This is a genomic window from Thauera propionica (assembly GCF_002245655.1).
Taxonomy (GTDB): domain Bacteria; phylum Pseudomonadota; class Gammaproteobacteria; order Burkholderiales; family Rhodocyclaceae; genus Thauera; species Thauera propionica.
This window is the reverse complement of sequence record NZ_NOIH01000003.1, coordinates 1-21647: the sequence shown is the minus strand read 5'-3', so window position 1 is coordinate 21647 and position 21647 is coordinate 1. Positions and strand designations below refer to the sequence as shown.

19 protein-coding genes are annotated in these 21647 nt (G+C 66.5%); 18 read left to right on the top strand and 1 reads right to left on the bottom strand.

Annotated elements, in window-relative coordinates; genetic code table 11:
- Positions 1-44 precede the first annotated feature (44 nt).
- From mraZ to CGK74_RS01405, 17 genes are all read left to right on the top strand, one after another.
- Positions 45-488, top strand: coding sequence for a division/cell wall cluster transcriptional repressor MraZ (gene mraZ / locus CGK74_RS01485; protein ID WP_094266767.1), 444 nt, complete (start codon positions 45-47; stop codon positions 486-488).
- Positions 485-1423 (top strand): 16S rRNA (cytosine(1402)-N(4))-methyltransferase RsmH, encoded by a 939-nt coding sequence (rsmH, locus tag CGK74_RS01480; RefSeq protein WP_094266766.1) that lies wholly within the window; start codon positions 485-487, stop codon positions 1421-1423. Before mraZ ends, rsmH begins: the two co-directional genes overlap by 4 nt.
- Entirely contained in the window at positions 1423-1689 is a 267-nt protein-coding gene (ftsL, locus tag CGK74_RS01475) for a cell division protein FtsL (protein ID WP_094267398.1), read from the top strand. Before rsmH ends, ftsL begins: the two co-directional genes overlap by 1 nt.
- Positions 1686-3458: a peptidoglycan D,D-transpeptidase FtsI family protein gene (locus CGK74_RS01470; protein WP_094266765.1), complete on the top strand. Its 1773-nt coding sequence runs from the start codon at positions 1686-1688 to the stop codon at positions 3456-3458. Before ftsL ends, CGK74_RS01470 begins: the two co-directional genes overlap by 4 nt.
- Positions 3459-4958 (top strand): UDP-N-acetylmuramoyl-L-alanyl-D-glutamate--2,6-diaminopimelate ligase, encoded by a 1500-nt coding sequence (locus tag CGK74_RS01465; protein WP_094266764.1) that lies wholly within the window; start codon positions 3459-3461, stop codon positions 4956-4958.
- Positions 4955-6367: a UDP-N-acetylmuramoyl-tripeptide--D-alanyl-D-alanine ligase gene (locus tag CGK74_RS01460; RefSeq protein ID WP_094266763.1), complete on the top strand. Its 1413-nt coding sequence runs from the start codon at positions 4955-4957 to the stop codon at positions 6365-6367. Before CGK74_RS01465 ends, CGK74_RS01460 begins: the two co-directional genes overlap by 4 nt.
- A 1-nt stretch (position 6368) precedes the next feature.
- Entirely contained in the window at positions 6369-7457 is a 1089-nt protein-coding gene (gene mraY / locus CGK74_RS01455) for a phospho-N-acetylmuramoyl-pentapeptide-transferase (RefSeq protein ID WP_094266762.1), read from the top strand.
- Complete coding sequence (gene murD / locus CGK74_RS01450; protein WP_094266761.1) at positions 7454-8854, top strand: UDP-N-acetylmuramoyl-L-alanine--D-glutamate ligase; 1401 nt, start codon at positions 7454-7456, stop codon at positions 8852-8854. Before mraY ends, murD begins: the two co-directional genes overlap by 4 nt.
- A complete protein-coding gene (ftsW, locus tag CGK74_RS01445) occupies positions 8851-10080 on the top strand; it encodes a putative lipid II flippase FtsW (RefSeq protein WP_094266760.1) in 1230 nt (409 codons plus the stop codon). Before murD ends, ftsW begins: the two co-directional genes overlap by 4 nt.
- Positions 10077-11147 carry an undecaprenyldiphospho-muramoylpentapeptide beta-N-acetylglucosaminyltransferase gene (murG, locus tag CGK74_RS01440; RefSeq protein WP_094266759.1) on the top strand — a complete coding sequence of 357 codons (1071 nt, stop codon included), beginning with the start codon at positions 10077-10079 and terminating at the stop codon, positions 11145-11147. Before ftsW ends, murG begins: the two co-directional genes overlap by 4 nt.
- The gene (gene murC / locus CGK74_RS01435; RefSeq protein ID WP_094266758.1) at positions 11144-12559 is read left to right on the top strand and encodes a UDP-N-acetylmuramate--L-alanine ligase; all 1416 of its coding nucleotides are present in this window, start codon (positions 11144-11146) and stop codon (positions 12557-12559) included. The genes murG and murC overlap by 4 nt, the downstream gene beginning before the upstream one ends.
- A complete protein-coding gene (locus CGK74_RS01430; RefSeq protein WP_094266757.1) occupies positions 12556-13470 on the top strand; it encodes a D-alanine--D-alanine ligase in 915 nt (304 codons plus the stop codon). The genes murC and CGK74_RS01430 overlap by 4 nt, the downstream gene beginning before the upstream one ends.
- Positions 13463-14323: a cell division protein FtsQ/DivIB gene (locus tag CGK74_RS01425; RefSeq protein ID WP_094266756.1), complete on the top strand. Its 861-nt coding sequence runs from the start codon at positions 13463-13465 to the stop codon at positions 14321-14323. Before CGK74_RS01430 ends, CGK74_RS01425 begins: the two co-directional genes overlap by 8 nt.
- Positions 14320-15549 carry a cell division protein FtsA gene (gene ftsA / locus CGK74_RS01420; protein ID WP_094266755.1) on the top strand — a complete coding sequence of 410 codons (1230 nt, stop codon included), beginning with the start codon at positions 14320-14322 and terminating at the stop codon, positions 15547-15549. Before CGK74_RS01425 ends, ftsA begins: the two co-directional genes overlap by 4 nt.
- A 141-nt stretch (positions 15550-15690) precedes the next feature.
- Positions 15691-16839 (top strand): cell division protein FtsZ, encoded by a 1149-nt coding sequence (gene ftsZ / locus CGK74_RS01415; protein ID WP_094266754.1) that lies wholly within the window; start codon positions 15691-15693, stop codon positions 16837-16839.
- A 212-nt stretch (positions 16840-17051) separates the two neighbouring features.
- Positions 17052-17978 carry a UDP-3-O-acyl-N-acetylglucosamine deacetylase gene (gene lpxC / locus CGK74_RS01410; protein ID WP_094266753.1) on the top strand — a complete coding sequence of 309 codons (927 nt, stop codon included), beginning with the start codon at positions 17052-17054 and terminating at the stop codon, positions 17976-17978.
- Positions 17979-18007: 29 nt separating this feature from the next.
- Entirely contained in the window at positions 18008-18196 is a 189-nt protein-coding gene (locus CGK74_RS01405) for a hypothetical protein (RefSeq protein ID WP_094266752.1), read from the top strand.
- 45 nt (positions 18197-18241) lie between these two features.
- On the opposite strand, the gene CGK74_RS01400 is transcribed toward CGK74_RS01405, so the two are convergent.
- Positions 18242-18673, bottom strand: a complete 432-nt coding sequence (locus CGK74_RS01400) for a DciA family protein (protein WP_094266751.1) — start codon at positions 18671-18673, stop codon at positions 18242-18244.
- Positions 18674-18791: 118 nt separating this feature from the next.
- On the opposite strand from CGK74_RS01400, the gene secA reads away from it, so the two are divergent.
- On the top strand, positions 18792-21515 hold the full coding sequence (gene secA, locus CGK74_RS01395; protein WP_094266750.1) for a preprotein translocase subunit SecA: 2724 nt from the start codon (positions 18792-18794) through the stop codon (positions 21513-21515).
- Positions 21516-21647 lie beyond the last annotated feature (132 nt).

The following is a 21647-nucleotide window of genomic DNA, read 5'->3' as shown; positions in this document are numbered from 1 at the left end:
AAAAGTGTCATTCCGGCACTGCCCCGGTGCCGTCAGGGGGGACGATGTTCCAAGGAGCCGCAGCGCTCAATCTCGATGCCAAGGGTCGTCTCGCGATCCCCGCGCGGCATCGTGATGCCTTGGCTGTCGAGAGCGGCCAGGTGGTGCTGACCGCCCATCCCCATGGTTGCCTTCTGGTTTATCCCGTCCCCGCCTGGGTTCCGATTCGCGACAAGGTGCTCGCGGCGCCGGGGCTCGATCCGACCTCCGCCATGCTCAAACGTCTGCTCGTGGGCTTCGCCCAGGAGGAGGCGCTCGACGCCGCCGGCCGTGTGCTGGTCGCGCCGTCGCTGCGCCAGTTCGCCAAGCTCGACAAGCAGGTCTGGCTGGTGGGGCAGGGCAGCCACTTCGAACTCTGGTCCGACGAGGGCTGGCAGAAGCAGCAGGAAGCCATGCTGGCCTTGATGAACAACGGGTTGCCGCCCGGCTTCGAGAGCCTGGCGCTGTGAGCGCGGTCCATGCACATGTCACCGTCCTGCTGAACGAGGCGGTCGAAGCGCTCGCGATCCATGCCGATGGCACCTATGTCGACGGCACCTTCGGTCGTGGCGGGCATAGCCGCGCCGTGCTCGAGCGGCTTGGGGCGCAGGGGCGCCTGATCGCCTTCGATCGCGATCCGGCGGCAATCGCGGCCGGGCAGGCGCTCGGTGATGCACGACTGACGCTGGTGCATTCGGCTTTCGGCGACCTCGATGCAGAGCTCGATGCGCTGGGTGTGGTGCAGGTGGACGGCGTGCTGCTGGACCTCGGGGTGTCGTCACCTCAGCTCGACGATGCATCGCGTGGCATGAGCTTTCGCTTCGATGCGCCGCTGGACATGCGTATGGACACGAGCCGCGGGCAAACCGTGGCGGAATGGCTGGCGGAGGCATCCGTCGGCCAGATCACGGAGGTAATCAGGGATTATGGCGAGGAACGGTTTGCTCATGCGATTGCAAAGGCGATTGCAGCTGCTCGGACAGGGGGGGCTGTTGCAACCACTGGACAACTTGCCGCGATCGTGGAAAAAGCGGTCCGCACACGCGAGCCGGGGCAGCACCCGGCGACACGTACCTTCCAGGCTCTACGGATTTTCATTAATCAGGAGCTCGAGGAGCTGACGCGCGTGCTGCCTGCCTGCGTTGCGCGACTGACGCCGGGGGGGCGGCTGGCGGTGATCAGCTTTCATTCCCTCGAGGACCGCATCGTCAAGCGCTTCATGCGCGACGAGTCGCGTCCGCCTGTGCTTCCGGCGCGCCTGCCGATTCGTGCGGCCGACCTGCCTCCGCCGCGCCTGCGCCTGATCGGCAAGGCCGTGCGGCCGAGCGCGGCGGAGGTCGAGGCCAATCCGCGTTCGCGCAGTGCAGTGATGCGCATCGCCGAACGCACGGAGGCGCCCGCATGATGATCCGGGCAGACGCGGTGCTGGTGGCGCTGGTGGTGGCGAGCGCGCTCGGCGTGGTCTCGTCCCAGCACCAGGCACGCAAGCTCTACGCTGAGCTTGAACGCGAGCAGTCGCGTGCCCATGGGCTCGAGGTCGAGTGGGGGCAGCTGCAGCTGGAACAGAGCACCTGGGCGGCCCACGCACGTGTGGAGAAGCTCGCGCGCGAGCGGCTTGGCATGCGTCTGCCGATGCAGGGCCAGGTCCTGGTGGTGGAGCCGCAGTCATGAAGAAGAATCAACGTACGGTCACCTTCAACCACAATCCGCTGCTCAAGCGCGAGCTGCCGCTGTGGCGCCCGCGTTTCATGCTGCTGGCGATGCTTGCCGGCTCGCTCACCCTGACCGGGCGTGCGCTCTACCTCCAGGGCGTCAATAACGACTTCCTGCAGGCGAAGGGCGAATCGCGCTATGCGCGCACCATCGAGATTCCCGCCACCCGCGGCCGCATCACGGACCGCCATGGCGACATGCTGGCCGTCAGCACGCCGGTGCGCTCGGTGTGGGCGCTGCCGTCCGATGCCAAGCTCGAGCCGGCGCAGGCCCGTGAGCTTGCGCGCCTGCTCGAGATGGACGTGCGCGAGCTCAATGAGCGGCTCGCTACGCCGCGTGACTTCGTCTATCTCAAGCGTCAGCTGTCGCCCGAGGTGGCGCAGCGGATCGCCGACCTCAAGCTGCCCGGCATTCACCAGCAGCAGGAATACCGCCGTTATTACCCCGGTGGCGAGGTCATGGCCCACATCCTGGGTTTCACCAACGTCGAGGACCGCGGCCAGGAAGGCATTGAGCTCGCGTACGAGAAGCAGCTGGCGGGGCGCCCCGGGCTGCGCCGCGTCATCAAGGATCGCCGCGGGCAGATCGTGGAGGACGTCGAGGCAGTGCGTCCGCCGCGCGAGGGTGAGGAGGTGGCGCTGTCGATCGACGGCAAGATCCAGTACCTTGCCTGGTCGGCCCTGCGCGACACGATGCAGCAGCACAAGGCCAAGGCGGGCGCTGCGGTGGTCATCGACTCGCGGACCGGCGAGATCCTCGCGATGGTCAACGCGCCGACATTCAACCCGAACAACCGTGCCAATCTGACTGGTGAGCAGTTGCGCAACCGCGTGTTCACCGACGCCTTCGAGCCCGGTTCGGTGATGAAGCCTTTCATCGCCGGGCTCGCGCTCGACCGCGGCAAGGTCAAGCCGACCACGATGATCGACGTCAGCGCCGGACGAATGACGATCGGCACTGCGACGATCTCGGATTCGCATCGTCACGACAAGCCGATGACGGTGGCCGAGGTCATCCAGAAGTCCTCCAACATCGGCACCGTGAAGCTCGCGCAGTATTTTTCGCCGACCGAGATGTGGCAGCTTTTCGACGATCTTGGCTTCGGCACGCCGCTCAATCTCGGCTTCCCGGGTGAGAGCAGCGGACGTTTGCGTCCCGCCAAGACCTGGAAGCCGATCGAGCAGGCGACGATGTCGTACGGGCACGGTATCTCGGTGAGCCTGATCCAGATGGCGCGTGCTTACCTTACGTTCGCCCGCGAGGGAGAGCTCGTGCCTCTTTCGCTGACGCGCGTCGATGGCCAGCCGATGAAGGGGCGGCGCATTTTCTCGCCCGAGACGACACAGGCTGTGCGAGACATGCTTGAGTCCGTCACCCAGCCGGGCGGCACGGCGACCAAGGCTCAGGTGCCGGGCTACCGTGTTGGCGGCAAGACCGGTACCGCGGTGAAGCTCGAGAACGGACGCTATACGAAACGCTACATCGCCTCGTTCGTGGGCTTTGCGCCAGTGTCGAATCCGCGCCTTGTCGTCGCGGTGATGATCGATGAGCCGAGTGCGGGCAGCTACTACGCCGGTACCGTGGCCGGGCCGCTGTTCTCGCGCATCATGGAAGGCTCGCTGCGCTCGCTCGGCGTGGCGCCCGACGCTCCGCTGACCCCGTTGCAGCTCGCGCGGCGCCAGTCCGAGGGGACGGCTGGCACGGCCGTGGCACAGGAGAGCATGTAAGTGAGCCTGGCCGCCCCCATCCTCGCGCGCCTGCAGGCGGCTGGTGTGACCCCGAGCGGGATCACGGCGGACTCGCGCCGCGTCGGGCCGGGTGAGGTATTCGCGGCGTGGCCGGGGTTCCGCACCGATGGGCGACGCTACCTGGCGTCTGCCATCGAGCGGGGCGCGGCGGCCGTGCTGTGGGAAAGCGGCGATGGCTTTGACGCGGGGGAATTGCCCATCCCGTCACTGCCCGTCGAGCGTCTGCGTGATCTTGCCGGCCATCTGGCACATGAGATCTACGGCCGTCCGTCGGAGCGCCTATGGCTCGCCGGCGTGACGGGCACCAATGGCAAGACCACGGTGAGTCAGATGCTGGCGGGCGCCATGCAGGACCTCGGGGTGCGCTGCGGCATCGTCGGCACCCTGGGCAACGGCTTCCCGGGCGAACTGGAGAGTTCGCTCAACACCACGCCCGATGCGCTCGATCTGCATCGCCTGCTTGCGGGCTTTGCTGCCGCGGGAGCTGGGGCGGCGGCGATGGAGGTCTCGTCCATCGGCCTCGACCAGGGGCGGGTCAATGGGGCCTGCTTCGACGTTGCGATCTTCACCAATCTGAGCCGGGATCACCTCGACTACCACGGTTCGATGGATGCCTACGGCGAAGCGAAGGCCCGCCTCTTCTCGCTGCCGGGTGTCGAACGCTGCGTGATCAACATCGACGATCCCTACGGGCTAATGCTCGCGCGGCGGCTGGTGGCGCAGGGGCGGGACGTGATCGCGTGCACCCTGTACCACGCCAACGCCGATGCGGTGCCGGGTGCACGTGTGCTGCTCGGTGACCGGCTGCAGGCCTCGCCGACCGGACTGCGGTTCGCGCTGCAATGGGACCGGCGCGTGGTCGAGATCCAGGTGCGGATGGTCGCGCCGTTCAACGTCTCGAACCTGTTGGCCGTGGCAGGTGCGCTGCTGGCGCGTGGCGTGCCGTTCGATGAACTGCCGCCGGTGCTGGTGCGGATGACCCCGCCCGAGGGGCGCATGCAGCTGGTGGGCGGCGTCTGCGAGCCACTGATCGTCATCGACTATGCGCACACCCCTGATGCGCTGGCGCAGGTGCTCGAATCGTTGCGCACGACGGTGCATTCGCGTCGCGGCCGGCTGAGCTGCGTCTTTGGTTGCGGCGGCGACCGCGATCCGGGCAAGCGCCCGCTGATGGGCGAGGTCGCTGCCCGACTCGCCGACCGCGTGATTGTCACGAGTGACAATCCACGCACGGAAGATCCGCTGAAGATCCTCGAGACCGTGGCGGCAGGCGCCGGCCCGCAGGCTGAGCGCATCGTTGATCGCGCGCAGGCGATCCGCATCGCCATTGCCGAGGCTGCTGCCGATGACGTGGTGGTGATCGCGGGCAAGGGCCACGAGCCGTATCAGGAAGTCATGGGCCAGCGTCTGCCCTTCTCGGACCTGGAGCAGGCAAACCTGGCCTTGCGGGCGTGGCATGCAGGAGGGGCGAAACGATGATGAGTCTGCAGGATGCCGCACGCGCCCTGGCCGAACATGGCGCCCGTGCAGTCGGCATGACGCGCTTCGACGGGGTGGGCACCGACAGCCGCGCGCTGGTGCCGGGCCAGTTGTTCGTTGCGTTGCGCGGCGAGCGCTTCGACGGTCACGAGTTCATCGAGGCCGTCGCGCGCGCCGGCGCTGCCGCGGCCCTGGTGGACGCGCGCTGGTTCGAAGCGAACCCCGAGCCGCCATTGCCGGTTCTCGTCGTCGAGGACACGCGTCTTGCGCTCGGCACCTTGGCCGCCGCCTGGCGCGCGCGTTTCGCGCTGCCGGTCGTCGGCGTCACCGGCAGCAATGGCAAGACCACCGTCAAGGAGATGTGCGCCGCCATCCTGCGTGCCCAGGCGCGTCGGGACGGATTTGGCGACGAGGCAGTGCTAGCGACGCGGGGTAATCTCAACAACGACATCGGCATGCCGCTGACCCTGCTCGAACTGCGCGACTTCCATCGTGCAGCGGTGATCGAGATGGGCATGAACCATCCGGGCGAGATCGGCTATCTGACCGACCTGGCGCAGCCGACCGTCGCCATCGTGAATAACGCGCAGCGCGCCCACCTCGAGGGCATGGGCACGCTTGAAGAGGTCGCGCGCGAGAAGGGCGCGATCTACGCGGGGCTGGGCAGCGCGGGTGTGGCCGTGATCAACGCCGACGACCCGCACGCCCAGTACTGGCGCACGCTGAATGCTGGTCGTGCGATTGTGACATTCGGTATCGAGCAGGCGGCCGACGTGAGTGGCCGGTGTACCCTTCGCGGCCTCGGCTCGCGGGTCGAACTCGATACCCCTCAAGGGCGCATCGAGTTTGCACTGCAGGTGCCGGGTCTGCACAACGTGCGCAACGCCGTCGGCGCGGTTGCGGCCTGCCTTGCGGCAGGCGCCACGCCCGAGGCGGTCACCGAAGGTCTGGGCGAGTTTCTCGGCACGCGCGGTCGCCTGCAGCGACGCAGCGGGCCGAATGGTGCCGTGATCCTCGACGATTCGTATAACGCCAATCCCGACTCGGTGCGTGCCGGTATCGACGTGCTTGCGTCCATGCCGGGACACACCTGGCTGGTGCTCGGCGACATGGGCGAGGTGGGCGAGACCAGCGCCCAGGTTCATGACGAGATCGGTGGCTACGCCAAGAGCAAGGGTGTCGACGGCTTGTTCGCACTTGGTGAAATGACCAATGTTGCGGTGCGCAATTTTGGCGACGGCGCCCAGCACTTCGGGTCGCCTGAGGCCCTCGTGCGGGCGCTGGTGCCCAGGCTGGATGCAGACTCGGTCGTGCTGGTGAAAGGCTCGCGGTTCATGCGTATGGAAAGAGTGGCGGACGCGCTTGCGGCAATGCACAATCCCGCCCCTTCAATGGATACCGGCTCCTGACATGCTGTTGGAACTTGCACTCTGGCTCGGCCAGGACATTCGTGGATTCAACGTCTTCGGCTACATCACGCTGCGGACGGTCCTCGCCGCACTGACCGCGCTGGCGATCTCGCTGATTGCCGGTCCCGGCGTGATCCGCTGGCTCGCGGCAAAGAAGATCGGGCAGGCGGTGCGCGACGACGGTCCCAAGTCGCACCTGACCAAGGCCGGCACGCCGACCATGGGCGGAGCGCTGATCCTGATCGCGATCGGCGTGACGATCCTGCTGTGGGGCGATCTGAAGAACGACTACGTGTGGGTCACGCTGCTGGTCACCCTCGGCTTTGGCGCCGTGGGCTGGGTGGATGACTGGCGCAAGGTTGTTCACCGCGACCCCAAAGGCCTGGCGAGCCGCTGGAAGTATCTGTGGACCTCGGCCATTGCGCTCGCTGCGGCCATCTACCTCGGGCTTACCGCCAACACGCCCGCCGAAACCGAACTGATCGTGCCTTTCTTCAAGGCCGTCGCTTACCCGCTGGGCATCTTCGGCTTCGTTGCGCTCACCTACTTCGTCATCAACGGCACAAGCCATGCGGTGAACCTCACCGACGGCCTCGACGGCCTGGCGATCATGCCGACGGTGATGGTGGCGGGCGCGCTGGCGATCTTCGCCTACGTTGCCGGTCATGCAGGCTTCTCGAACTACCTCGGCGTGCCTTACATCGCCGGCGCGGGCGAGCTTGCGGTGTTCTGCGGCGCGATCTGCGGTGCCGGCCTCGGCTTCCTGTGGTTCAACGCTTACCCGGCGGAGGTCTTCATGGGCGATGTCGGCGCGCTCGCGCTGGGAGCAGCGCTGGGCACCATCGCCGTCATCGTCCGCCAGGAGATCGTGCTCTTCATCATGGGCGGCCTGTTCGTGGCCGAAACCCTGTCGGTGATGGTGCAGGTGCTGTACTTCAAGGCGACTGGCGGCAAGCGGATCTTCCGCATGGCGCCGCTGCATCACCACTACGAGCTGAGTGGCTGGAAGGAAACGCAGGTCGTGGTCCGTTTCTGGATCATCACCATCATGCTGGTGCTGTTCGGTCTGTCGACGCTGAAGCTGAGATGAGCGCACTTACGGGAAAACATGTCCTTGTGCTCGGGCTCGGCGAGTCGGGCCTGGCGATGGCGCGCTGGTGCGCGCTGCGCGGTGCGCGCGTGCGCGTAGCCGACAGCCGTACTGCGCCGCCGGGACTGGACGCCTTGCGCGAGGACGCGCCGCTCGCGGAGATCGTCACCGGCGGTTTCGGTGCCGAGGTACTGGACGGCGTCGATCTGGTGGCGCTGAGCCCGGGTCTCGATCCGCGCGTCGGTGTCGCCGCCGAGGTCCGCCGCCGCGATCTGCCGATCACCGGCGAGATGAGCCTGCTGGCCGAGGCGCTGGATGAGCTGGGGGTGCGCGGGCAGACCCGTATCCTCGCCATTACCGGCACCAACGGCAAGACCACGACGACGGCGCTCACCGCCGCGCTGGCACGTTCCGCCGGCATCGACGCCGTCGCCGCCGGCAATATCAGCCCGGCCGCACTCGACGTGCTGATGGACAGGCTCGCGGCCGGCGCAGCCTTGCCGCAATGCTGGGTGCTCGAACTGTCCAGCTTCCAGATCGAGACGATGCGGCACCTCGATGCGGAGGCTGCCACGGTGTTGAACGTCACCGACGATCACCTGGACCGTTACGCCGGCCTGGACGAGTACGCCGCGACCAAGGCCGTGATCTTCCAGGGGCGCGGCGCGCAGGTCCTGAATCGCGAGGACGCCCGCGTGAATGCGATGGCGCGTCCGGGCCGCGACATCATCCGTTTCGGTACCGACGCGCCGGGCGGATCCCGTGACTACGGCATCGCCAGGCATGGCGAGGCAGACTGGCTGGTCCGCGGGCATCAGCCCCTGCTGGCGCTCGCCGACTTGCCGCTGGCCGGCCGCCACAACGCTGCCAATGCGCTCGCGGCGCTGGCCTTGTGCGAAGCCGGCCTGGGGCTGGAGCCGAAGACACTTCTTGCCGGCCTGCTGGCTTTCCGTGGCTTGCCGCACCGCGTCGAGCTCGTTGCCGAGCGCGCCGACGGCGTGCGTTTCTACGACGATTCGAAGGGGACCAACGTCGGCGCCACGGTGGCCGCGCTGGCCGGGTTCGACCAACCGGTGGTGTTGATTGCGGGTGGTGATGGTAAGGGCCAGGACTTTTCGCCGCTCGCCCCGGTCGTGGCTTGCAAGGCGCGGGCCGTGATGCTGATCGGACGTGATGCCGGGCGGATCGAAGCTGCCCTGGTCGGCTGCAACCTGCCGGTCGAGCGTGCGGCTGACCTCGAGACTGCCGTCGCACGCGCGAACGCGCTCGCCCAGGCGGGTGATGTCGTGCTGCTGTCGCCGGCCTGCGCCAGCCTAGACATGTTCCGCAACTATGCGCACCGCGCCGAGGTCTTCGTGGCGGCGGTGCGTGGCTTGCCGGAGGTCTCCGCACGATGAAGCTCGGTGCCAGCCTGACGGGTCTGTTCAGCGGCGGTGTGCGCAAGGCCGATAGCGGTTCGCGCGTTGCGGACCGTTTCGCGCGCGGCGGCAATCCGGTGCGCGAACTCGACCTGCTGCTGATCTGGTCCGCCGTCGGCCTGCTGCTGCTGGGCCTCGTCATGGTGTACTCGGCCTCGATCGCCATTGCCGAGGGCAGCCGCTTCACCGGCTACCAGTCGCACTATTTCGTGATGCGGCACGCGGTTTTCCTTGCGATCGGGCTCGGTGCCGGCCTGGTCGCCTTCCAGCTGCCGATGGCGCGCTGGCAGCAACTCGCGCCTGCGCTGTTCGTCGCCGGCGTGGTGCTGCTGATCGTGGTGCTGATTCCGGGCATCGGACGCGAGGTCAATGGCGCGCAGCGCTGGTTGTCGCTCGGTCCGATCAACCTGCAGCCGTCCGAGCTGATGAAGATCTTCGCTGCGCTGTACGCCGCCGACTATACGGTGCGCAAGCTCGATGCGATGAGCAGCTTCAAGCGCGGCTTCCTGCCGATGATGGCGGTGATCCTGTTTGTTGGCTTCCTGCTGCTGCGCGAGCCGGATTTCGGCGCCTTCGTCGTCATTACCACGATCGCGTTCGGCGTACTCTTCCTCGGCGGCGTGAATGGCCGCGTCTTTGCCCTGCTGGCGATCGCGGCGGTGATCGGCTTCATCATCCTGATTCTGAGCTCGCCCTACCGACTGGAGCGCGTGCTCGGCTTCATGGACCCTTGGAAGGACGCCTTCGGCAAGGGCTACCAGTTGTCGCACGCGCTGATTGCCTTCGGCCGTGGCGAGTGGTTCGGCGTGGGCCTCGGCGGCAGCGTCGAGAAGCTGTTCTACCTGCCCGAAGCCCATACCGACTTCCTGCTCGCGGTGATCGCCGAGGAGCTGGGCTTCGTCGGCGTGCTCACGGTCGTCGCCGGTTTCGCGATCATCGTGCATCGTGCCTTTGCAATCGGCCGCGAGGCGATCAAGCTTGAACGCTACTACGCCGGGCTCGTGGCGCAAGGCATCGGTTTGTGGATCGGTGTGCAGTCCTTCATCAACATGGGCGTCAACATGGGGCTGCTCCCCACCAAGGGCCTGACCCTGCCGCTGATGAGCTTCGGCGGCTCGGGCATCGTCGCCAACTGCATCGCGCTTGCGATCCTGCTGCGCGTCGATTGGGAAGTGCGTCAGCTCAAGCGGGGGGGCGGCGCATGAAGACGCTGATGGTCATGGCCGGCGGTACCGGTGGCCACATCTTCCCCGGCATCGCGGTCGCAGAAGCGCTGCGGGCCAAGGGCTGGCGCGTGGTGTGGATGGGCAACCCGGATGGGATGGAGGCGCGCATCGTGCCCGCCCGTGGCTACGAGACTGCCTGGGTGCGTTTCGGTGCGCTGCGCGGCAAGGGGCTCGTGCGCAAGCTGATGCTGCCGGTCAATCTGCTGTCCGGGTTCTGGCAGGCGCTGCGTGCGTTGCGCAGTGCCCGGCCGGACGTGGTGGTGGGCATGGGCGGCTACATCACCTTCCCCGGCGGCATGATGGCGGCGTTGCTGGGCAGGCCGCTGGTGCTGCACGAGCAGAACTCGGTGGCCGGGCTTGCCAACCGGGTCCTTGCCCGCGTGGCGGATCGTGTGCTGACGGGTTTTCCCCAGGTGTTGGCCAAGAGCAGTTGGGTTGGCAACCCCGTGCGCGCCGAAATTGCGGCGGTCGCACCACCGGCTGAGCGCTTCGCCGGTCGAGAGGGGCCGCTGCGCATCCTCGTCGTCGGCGGCAGCCTGGGCGCGGCAGCGTTGAACGAGGCCGTCCCCGCTGCGCTGGGCCGGATGCCGGCCGACCAGCGACCCTTGGTCGTGCATCAGGCGGGCGAGAAGCAGATCGACGCTTTGCGCACCGCCTATGCCCGTGCCCGCGTCGATGGCGACCTGCGTCCCTTCATCGACGACATGGCTTCGGCCTATGCCGAGGCCGACCTGGTGATCTGTCGTGCGGGCGCACTGACGGTCGCCGAACTGGCCGCGGTGGGTGTAGCCAGCCTGCTGGTGCCCTTTCCGCATGCGGTGGACGACCATCAGACCGGCAATGCGCGCTTCCTCGCGGAGCACGGCGGTGCCTACCTGCTACCGCAAACCGAACTCAACGCCGAACGGCTGGCCGGCATCCTCGCCAGCATCGACCGCCCGCGCCTGTTGCAGATGGCCGAGCACGCCCGCGCTCTTGCCCGCCCCCTCGCGGCGGCCGAGGTGGCTCGTGTCTGCGAGGAACTGGCCGGCGGAGACAGGACATGAAGCACAAGGTCAGGAACATCCATTTCGTCGGTATCGGCGGTTCGGGCATGAGCGGCATCGCCGAGGTGCTGGTGAACCAGGGCTACGCCGTGAGCGGTTCGGATCTCGGCGACAACGCCGCGACGCGCCGCCTGCAGAAGATGGGCGCGCGGGTGATGCGTGGCCACGATGCCGGGCACGTTGCCGGCGCCGACGTGCTGGTCGTGTCGACCGCCGTGAAGGCCGACAACCCCGAGGTGGTGGCGGCGCGCGAGCGCCATATCCCGATCGTGCCGCGGGCGCTGATGCTGGCCGAACTGATGCGCTTCAAGCAGGGCATTGCGATCGCCGGCACTCACGGCAAGACCACGACGACCTCGCTGGTGGCCAGCATCCTCGCCGAAGGCGGCATCGATCCGACCTTCGTCATCGGCGGCCGGCTCAATGCTGCGGGCGCGAACGCACGGCTCGGCAAGGGCGAGTACCTGGTGGCCGAGGCGGACGAATCCGATGCGTCCTTCTTACTGCTCAGTCCGATGATCGCCGTCGTCACCAACATCGACGCCGACCACATGGACACCTACGGTCATGACTTCGGCCGCGTCAAGCAGGCTTTCGTCGATTTCCTGCAGCGTCTGCCGTTCTACGGCGTGGCGGTGTTGTGCGAGGACGACGCCAATGTGCGCGAGATCGCGCCGCAGGTCTCCAAGCAGATCGTGCGCTACGGCCTGTCACCGACCGCCAACATTCGTGCGGAGAACGTGCGCGCAGATGGCGGGCGCATGCTGTTCGACTGTGTACGCGTCAATGGCAGCACCTCGCGCCTGTCGATCGAGCTCAACCTGCCGGGCATGCACAACGTCCTCAATGCGCTCGCCGCCATTGCCGTCGCCACCGAAGTGCAGGTGCCGGACGAGGCCATCGTGAAGGCCTTGGCCGATTTCCGCGGCGTCGGCCGGCGCTTCCAGCGCTATGGCGAAGTGGCGCTGCTGGACCAGGATGGCGACGAGGCGGGCAGCTTCACGCTGGTGGACGACTACGGTCACCACCCGGTGGAAATGGCGGCGACGATCGCGGCGGCGCGGGGCGCCTTCCCCGGCCGGCGCCTGGTGCTGGCCTTCCAGCCGCACCGCTACACCCGCACGCGAGACTGCTTCGAGGACTTCGTCAAGGTGCTGTCTTCGGTCGATGCGCTGCTGCTGGGCGAAGTCTATGCGGCGGGAGAGACGCCGGTCGTAGCCGCGGACGGACGCTCGCTGGCGCGTGCGATCCGCGTTGCCGGCCATGTCGAGCCGGTGTTCGTCGAGGACATCGCCGACATGCCGAAGATGATTCTTTCTGCCGCGCGCGATGGCGACGTGGTGATCACCATGGGTGCGGGCAGCATCGGCGCGGTGCCGGGCAAGCTCGCACCGATCGAGGAAATGCTGTGAAGGCGCGGTTTGGCAAGGTTGCTGTGCTGTTCGGCGGTTCGTCCGCCGAGCGTGAGGTGTCGTTGATGTCCGGCCAGGCGGTGCTTGCGGCGCTGCAGGGCGCCGGTGTGGATGCTCATGCTTTCGATCCGGCCGAACGGGACCTTCACATCCTGAAGGAAGAGGGTTTCGATCGGGTGTTCATCGCGCTGCATGGCCGTGGCGGTGAGGACGGTACGGTTCAGGGGGCGCTGGAACTCATGGGCATCCCCTATACCGGCAGTGGCGTGATGGCCTCGGCCCTGTCGATGGACAAGTGGCGGACGAAGATGGTGTGGCTGGCCAGCGGGCTGCCGACCCCGCGCTACGCCATCCTCGAGGCCGACTCCGACTGGGATGCGGTGGTCGCCGAGCTGGGGCTGCCGATCTTCGTCAAGCCCGTCCATGAAGGCTCGAGCATGGGGGCGACCAAGGTCACCGAGGCCGGCCAGCTGCGTGCCGCCTGGGAACTCGCCGCCCGCTACGACAGCCTGGTCATCGCCGAGGAGTTCGTCGCCGGCGAGGAGCTGACCGCACCCTTCCTCGAAGACCAGGCGCTGCCCTTGGTGCGCATCGTGGCGCCCGACGGCAACTACGATTACCAGCACAAGTACTTCACCGACGATACCCGTTACGACTGCCCCTGCGGCCTGCCTGCCGAGCTCGAGGCCGCGCTGCAGGCGCTGGTCATGAAGTCGGCGCGTGTGCTCGGCTGCCGGGGCTGGGGGCGTGCGGACCTGATCCTCACCGCGGACGGACGTCCCTACCTGCTGGAGATGAACACCTCGCCCGGCATGACCGGTCATTCTCTGGTGCCGATGTCGGCGCGCGTCGCCGGTCTCGAGTTCGAGGCCCTGTGCCTGAAGATCCTCGAAGGAGCCCGCCTTGGCTGAAATGAGCGTGCGCCCCGCCGCAATCCGTTCCGGTCGTCCGGAGCGGGCGGCTGCGCGCGCACCGCGCGTGGAGACGGGCCTGTGGCACCGCCCCGCGCTGCTCAACCTGATTTCCGACCTGCTCACGTTGCTGGCTGCCATCGGCCTGGGTTGGGCGCTGGTGATCTGGTTCGTCTCGCGTCCGCTGTTCCCGCTGCGCGAGATCGTGGTGCTGACGCCGCCTGCCAAGGTCACGGAAGCACAACTGGAATACGCGGCGCGCACGGCCATCGACGGCACTTTCTTCACTGTCGATCTGGAAGGCGTGAAGGCGACCTTCGAGAAACTGCCGTGGGTGCGCAAGGCGGAAGTCCGCCGGCGCTGGCCCGATGCGATCGAGCTGCGTTTGGAAGAGCACCAGGCCGTGGCTTACTGGACGGTTTCCGAAAGCGGCGATGCGCGGCTAGTGAATTCGCGGGGCGAGGTCTTCGTCGCCGCCAGCGACGCCGAGATGCCGCAGTTCGACGGCCCGCAGGGCAGCGCCGGCTGGCTGCTGGCGCGTCATGCCGAGTTCTCCGACCTGCTGCAGCCGCTCGGCCTGCGCCTGGTCGGACTGGCCCTGTCGGCGCGGCAGGCATGGCAGCTCAAGCTCGACAACGGCCTGGTGATCATGCTCGGCCGTGAGCAGGACAAGTCCGCGCTCGCAGACAGGCTCAAGCGTTTCATCGCGGCCTGGCCGCGCGTGCGGGAACAGATCGACATCGACATCAAGGTAGCGGACCTGCGCTACCCGAGCGGATTCGCGCTGACACCGGCCGACGGCACGGTGCTGCTTCAGTCCGCCTCGCAAGGCGCCAGGAAGGGCAAGCAATGAGCAAGGAATACAAGGATCTGATCGTCGGCCTGGACATCGGCACGGCCAAGGTGACCTGCATGGTCGCCGAGGTGCGCCCGGACGGCCGTCTCAACGTCGTCGGACTGGGCACGCAGCCGACCAATGGCCTCAAGCGTGGCGTGGTGGTGAACATCGAGGCCACAGTGGATGCGATCTCGCGCGTCGTGCAGGAAGTCGAGCTGATGGCTGACTGCAAGATTCACGACGTCTATACCGGTATCGCCGGCAGCCACATCAAGAGCTTCAACTCCAGCGGCACGGTCGCGATCAAGGAGAAGGAAGTCACGCCGATGGATGTCGAGCGCGTGATCGAGGTCGCGCGTGCGATGCCGATCCCGGCCGAGCAGCAGATCCTCCACATCCTGACCCAGGAATTCATCATCGACGGCCAGGGGGGCGTGCGCGAACCGATCGGCATGAGCGGTGTGCGTCTCGAGGTGAAGGTGCACATCGTCACCGGCGCTGTTTCGGCTGCGCAGAACGTGATCAAGTGCGTGCGCCGCTGCGGGCTAGAGGTCTTGGACCTGAGCCTGCAGCCGCTGGCGTCCAGCCATGCCGTGCTGACTGACGACGAGAAGGAACTGGGCGTGTGCATGGTGGATATCGGTGGCGGCACGACCGACATCGCTGTGTTCACCCAGGGCGCCATCCGTCACACGGCCGTAATCCCGGTGGCTGGCGACCAGATCACCAACGACATCGCGATGGCGCTGCGCACGCCGACCGCCGAAGCGGAGGAGATCAAGATCCGCCACGGCGTCGCCATGCACCAGATGGCCGATCCGGAAGAGATGATCGAAGTGCCCGGCGTGGGCGACCGCCCGCCGCGCAAGCTGTCGCGCCAGGCGCTGGCCGACGTGATCGAGCCGCGCGTGTCCGAACTGTTCGAGCTGGTGCAGGCCGAACTGCGCCGCTCCGGCTACGAGGAACTGCTGTCGTCGGGCATCGTGCTCACCGGCGGTTCGTCGGTGATGCGCGGCATGGCCGAACTCGGCGAGGACGTTTTCCACATGCCGGTGCGCGTGGGCGGGCCGCTCTACGACGGTGGTCTGGCCGATGTCGTGTGCCAGCCGCGCTACGCGACTGCGATGGGGCTCGTCATGGAAGGCGCAGCCCAACGCCGGCGCGGTCAGCAGGCTCGCGATACGCGCAGCGTGAAGCAGTTTTTCGGACGCATGAAGTCGTGGTTCGAACGGAATTTCTGACGGGACACGAGAAGTCCAGTCATTTCGTATGAAGGCCGATTTGCCAGCCCGTATTTAGTATTAGAATCCGCGTGTATTACTAGATGCAGGCTGGGCGGCATTCGTTGTTGAGCAGGGCCGTTAATTCAGGAGGCGAGGCAAATGTTTGAAATCGTTGAGAAAGAGCCGTCTGGTACGATCATCAAGGTGATCGGTGTCGGGGGCGCCGGTGGCAACGCCGTCGACCACATGATCCGCGAAGGGGTGAAAGGCGTGCATTTCATCTCCGCCAACACCGATGCTCAGGCGCTGAACCGTTGCCTGGCCTCGCACAAGGTGCAGCTGGGCGGCACCGGCCTTGGCGCCGGCTCCAAGCCCGAAGCCGGTCGTGCCGCGGCCCAGGAGTCGCGCGAGGAGATCGCCGCGGCGCTGGAAGGTGCGCACATGGTGTTCATCACGGGTGGCATGGGTGGCGGTACCGGCACGGGTGCTGCACCGGTCGTGGCCGAGATCGCCAAGGAGATGGGCATCCTGACCGTCGCCGTGGTGACCAAGCCCTTCGACTTCGAAAACCGCATCCGCGTCGCCGAGAGCGGTGTCGAAGAGCTCACGCGTCACGTCGATTCGCTGATCGTCGTGCTCAACGACAAGCTGCTCGACGTCTATGGCGACGATGCCGGCTTCGAGGAATGCTTCCGCTCCGCCGACAACGTGCTGCGTTCTGCCGTCGGTGGTATTGCCGAGATCATCAACGTGCCGGGCCTGGTCAACGTTGACTTCCAGGACGTGCGCACCGCGATGGCCGAGATGGGCCGCGCGATGATGGGTTCGGCAGAAGCCGCCGGCATGGATCGCGCCCGCATCGCGGCCGAGCAGGCTGCCGTCTCGCCGCTGCTCGAAGGGACCGAACTGTCGGGTGCGCGCTGCGTGCTGATCAACATCACCGCCAGCAAGTCGCTGAAGATGTCGGAAGTGCGCGACGCCGTGAAGACCGTGCAGGCCTTTGCCGCGCCGGAAGCCTTCGTCAAGTACGGCACCGTGTTCGACGAGAGCATGGAAGACCGCATCCGCATCACCGTGGTTGCCACTGGCCTGGGTGCGCCGCGCGCAGCCCGCCAGCCGGTCATGCAGGTGGTGCAGGGCACCGGTACCTATGGTCCGGCGATGGGCGGCGGCGCTGCCGTCGACATGACCAACCTCGACGTGCCGGCCGTGATGCGCAGCGGTCGTCGCACCACGGTTGAAGCGATGAGCACCAGCGGCGTCGGCACCTACGACATCCCGGCCTTCCTCCGCCGCCAGGCCGACTGACCGGTAATCGGTCGCGCGCACTTTGCGCGTGACCGCCTGTCCAACGGGCACCCGTTTCGAACCGCCGCCTCCGGTTCGTGACGAGTGCCCGCGTCGTTTCTGCCTGCTGCATTGCAATATCCGCTTGCGCAACAGTCTGGCTGAATGGGTGTCATAGCCAGCCCCGCCGGAGGGCGCGTGATAAAATTGCGGCAAATAAAGGGAATTTAACGATGATCAGGCAGCGCACCCTCAAATCCATCGTCAAGGCCACCGGCGTCGGTCTGCACGGCGGGCGCAAGGTGACGCTCGTCCTGCGTCCGGCGGCGCCTGATACCGGCATCGTCTTCCATCGCGTCGATCTCGATCCGCCGCTCACGCTGCCGGCCGATCCCTACGCGGTTTGCGATACGCGCATGTGCTCGGGGCTGGAGAAGGGTGGCGAGAAGGTGGGGACCGTCGAGCACCTGATGTCGGCACTGGCCGGGCTGGGCATCGACAACCTGCACGTCGATGTCGATGCGCCGGAGATTCCCATCCTTGACGGCAGCTCCGCGCCCTTCGTGTTCCTGCTGCAGTCGGCGGGGATCGAGGAACAGCCGGTGCCGAAGAAATTCCTTCGCGTGAAGAAGGCGGTCGAGTATGTCGAGGGCGACAAATGGGTTCGCCTCGAACCCTATGACGGCTTCCGCCTCAGCTTTTCGATCGTGTTCAATCATCCGGCCATCGACAGCACCTCGACGCGGGTGACGATCGATTTTGCCGAGCAGTCCTATGTTCGCGACGTGGCGCGCGCGCGCACTTTCGGCTTCATGCAGGACGTCGAGTTCATGCGCGCGAACGGGCTCGCACTCGGCGGCAGCCTCGAGAACGCGATCGTGATGGACGAGTACCGCGTGCTCAACGCCGAGGGCTTGCGCTACGCCGACGAATTCGTGAAGCACAAGGTGCTGGATGCCATCGGTGACCTCTACCTGTGCGGCCACCCGCTGCTGGCATCGTATTCGGCGCACAAGGCGGGCCATGCGCTGAACAACCAGATCCTGCGCGTCCTGCTCGAGGACCGCGAGGCCTGGGAGATCGTCACCTTCGAGCAGCCCAAGGCGACGCCGGCCGCGGTGGCGCACCAGTTCGACGAGTCCGTGCTGGCGCAGGCCTGAGCCGACGCGACGACCGGATTGCGCCGATAATGCTGATCATGCGCCTGCTGCTGCTGTTCGCCGTGCTTGGCGTCGGCGGTTCGGTGATCCTGTGGTTGCTGACGGGCAATCCGCGCTTCAAGGCCTGGGCTTGGAAGATCTTCCGTATCGCGGTCGTGATGCTGTTCGCCTTTTTCGCGCTGTTCGCGATCGAGCGTGTGTTGGTGCCGCTGGCCTGACGTACTAACTTTCCGGGCGCGAAGTCGTCCCCGCCGCACCGGCCGCTATTCGCGGCCCCGTCTCACCAGTCTTTCCAGCGACTCGCGCAGCGGCGAGTCCGCCGGCAGGGACGCCGCGAAGTCCGCCAGCCCGGCCTTGGCGTTCGCCGAGATATGCCGTTCCGGCGGGGGGCGGCGCCATTCCACCTGCTCGGGTGTGCCGACCTTCACCTTGATGTTGCTGACCGCGTGGCCGGCTTGCGCAAACTGTGTCAGCACGCTCGGCAGCATCTGCTTCAGGCGCACGGCTGTCGCGCCGTTGCGTGCCGTGATGACCAGCTCACCATCCTTAAGGTTCGCCACCTGGCATTGTTCGACCATGTAAGGAGGTAGCGCCGCTTCGAGCGCCCCCTGGAGTCGCCGCAGGCGGGCAGCGTGTTCTTGCAGGCGGGCGAGGGCGTCGCCGCTGCCGAGGAAGCGATGGAGGAGCTGGCTCATGATGCGTGGAATCCGGGGGATGGGCGAAGCGCCGCGGTCAACTGGAGACACGCGTCACGGGACGCCCGGTACGGCATGATAAACTCGCGCCTTTGCCGAATCGACGTCGACCCCAAACATGATCTCCGGCCTGCTCAAGAAAATCTTCGGTAGTCGCAACGACCGCCTCGTTCGTCAGTACCTTCAGACCGTGCGCAAGATCAACGCGCTCGAGCCGGAGATCTCCGCGCTGTCCGACGACGCACTGCGCGGCAAGACTGCCGAGTTCCGGCAGCGCCTGGCCAATGGCGAGGCTCTCGACGCCCTGCTGCCCGAGGCATTTGCCGTTGTCCGCGAGGCTGGCAAGCGTGTGCATGGCATGCGCCATTTCGACGTCCAGTTGGTGGGCGGCATGGTGCTGCATAACGGAAAGATCGCCGAAATGCGCACCGGTGAAGGCAAGACCCTGGTCGCCACGCTGCCGGCCTACCTGAACGCGCTGTCGGGCAAGGGTGTGCACGTCATCACCGTGAACGACTACCTCGCCAGCCGCGACGCCGAATGGATGGGCCGCATCTATGGCTTCCTCGGCCTCACAACTGGCTGCAACCTGTCGCGCATGGCGCACGCCGAGAAGCAGGCCGCCTACGCTGCCGACATCACCTACGGCACCAATAACGAGTTCGGCTTCGACTACCTGCGCGACAACATGGTCTACGCGGCCAACGAACGCGTTCAGCGCGGCCTGAACTTCGCTATCGTCGATGAGGTGGATTCCATCCTGATCGACGAGGCGCGTACGCCGCTGATCATTTCCGGCCAGGCCGAGGATCACACCGAGCTCTACCTCAAGATGAACCAGGTTGCGCCCATGCTGAAGAAGCAGGAGGGCGAGGGAGACGAAGTCACCGTGCCGGGCGACTACACCGTCGACCTGAAGTCGCACCAGGTGCTGCTCACCGAGGACGGCCACGAGAGCGCCGAGCAGATCCTGATGCGGATGGGCCTGCTGGCCGAGGGCGCCAGCCTGTACGACCCGGGCAACATCCTGCTCGTGCATCACCTTTACGCGGCGCTGCGTGCGCATGCGCTGTACCACAAGGACCAGCACTACGTGGTGCAGAACGGCGAAGTGGTCATCGTCGATGAGTTCACCGGCCGCCTGATGGCCGGCCGGCGCTGGTCCGACGGCCTCCATCAGGCGGTCGAGGCGAAGGAAGGCGTGCGCATCCAGGCCGAGAACCAGACCCTGGCCTCGATCACTTTCCAGAACTACTTCCGCATGTACGGCAAGCTCGCCGGCATGACCGGTACCGCCGACACCGAAGCCTTCGAGTTCCACTCGATCTACGGCCTGGAAACGGTCGTGATTCCCACCAACAAGCCGACGCAGCGCAAGGACGGGAACGACAAGGTCTATCGCACCGCGAAGGAGAAGTGGGACGCGGTGATCGAGGACATCCGCGACTGCGTCGAGCGTGGTCAGCCGGTGCTGGTGGGCACGACCTCGATCGAGACCAACGAATTCCTTTCCGGCCTGCTGAAGAAGGCCAAGATCGAGCACCAGTTGCTCAACGCAAAGCAGCACGACAGCGAAGCGCAGATCGTCGCCCAGGCCGGACGCCCGGGCGTGGTGACGATCGCCACCAACATGGCCGGTCGCGGTACCGACATCGTGCTCGGCGGCAACATCGAGAAACCGGTTTCGCTGGTGCGCGAGGACGAGTCCCTGCCGCCCGAAGACCGTGAGGCGAAGATCGCCGCGATGCGGGCCGAGTGGGCCAAGGTACATGAGCAGGTGATCGCCGCCGGCGGCCTGCACATCATCGGCACCGAGCGCCACGAGTCGCGCCGCATCGACAACCAGCTGCGTGGCCGTTCGGGGCGTCAGGGCGATCCGGGCTCCAGCCGCTTCTACCTGTCGCTGGAAGATCCGCTGATGAAGATCTTCGCCGGCGAGCGCCTCAACGCGATCATGGTTCGCCTCAAGATGCCCGAAGGCGAGGCGATCGAGCATGCGATGGTCACGCGCTCGCTAGAGTCCGCGCAGCGCAAGGTGGAACAGCGCAACTTCGACATCCGCAAGCAGCTGCTCGAGTACGACGACGTCGCCAACGACCAGCGCAAGGTCATTTACCAGCAGCGCAACGAACTGCTCGAGACCGAAGACATCTCCGAGACCATCCGTGCGATGCGTCAGGGCGTCCTGCACGATCTGTTCCGTCGCTATGTGCCGCTCGACAGCGTCGAGGAACAGTGGGAAATCCCCGGCCTGGAGTTGGCCCTTGCGTCCGAGCTGGCGCTGAAGCTGCCGGTGGGCGAGTGGATCAAGGCCGAGCCGAATCTGGACGACGAAGCCATCCTCCAGCGCATCGTCGATGCCGGCGAGGAGGCTTATGCCGCCAAGACGGCGATGGTCGATCCGTCGGCCTGGCACCAGTTCGAGCGCAACGTAATGCTGCAGAGCCTGGACACGCACTGGCGTGAACACCTGGCGGCGCTCGACCACCTGCGTCAGGGCATCCACCTGCGCGGCTACGCGCAGAAGAACCCGAAGCAGGAGTACAAGCGCGAGGCCTTCGAACTGTTCGAGACCCTGCTCGACACCGTCCGTGCGGACGTCACCAAGATCCTGATGACGGTGCAGGTGCGTACCGAGTCCCAGCTCGAGGAGGCCGAGACGCCGCCCGCGCTTGAGAACGTCCAGTATCACCACGCCGATCAGGACGAAGCGCTTGCCGCGGCGAATCCCGACCAGGCGGCCCAGCTGCCCGCACAGGCCGGGCCGCGCGTCGGCCGCAATGACCCCTGCCCCTGCGGCTCGGGCAAGAAATACAAGCATTGCCATGGCAAGCTGAGCTGATCTGCACAGCGGGCGCCACGCTGAGGGCGCGGCGTCGACAGCAACGAGGGGGAGGGTTCCTGTGGAGCCTTCCCCCTCGGTTTTTTTAGGTTCATCGCGCCTTTCCGGGGAAGGCGGCCTTGATCTTCAGGA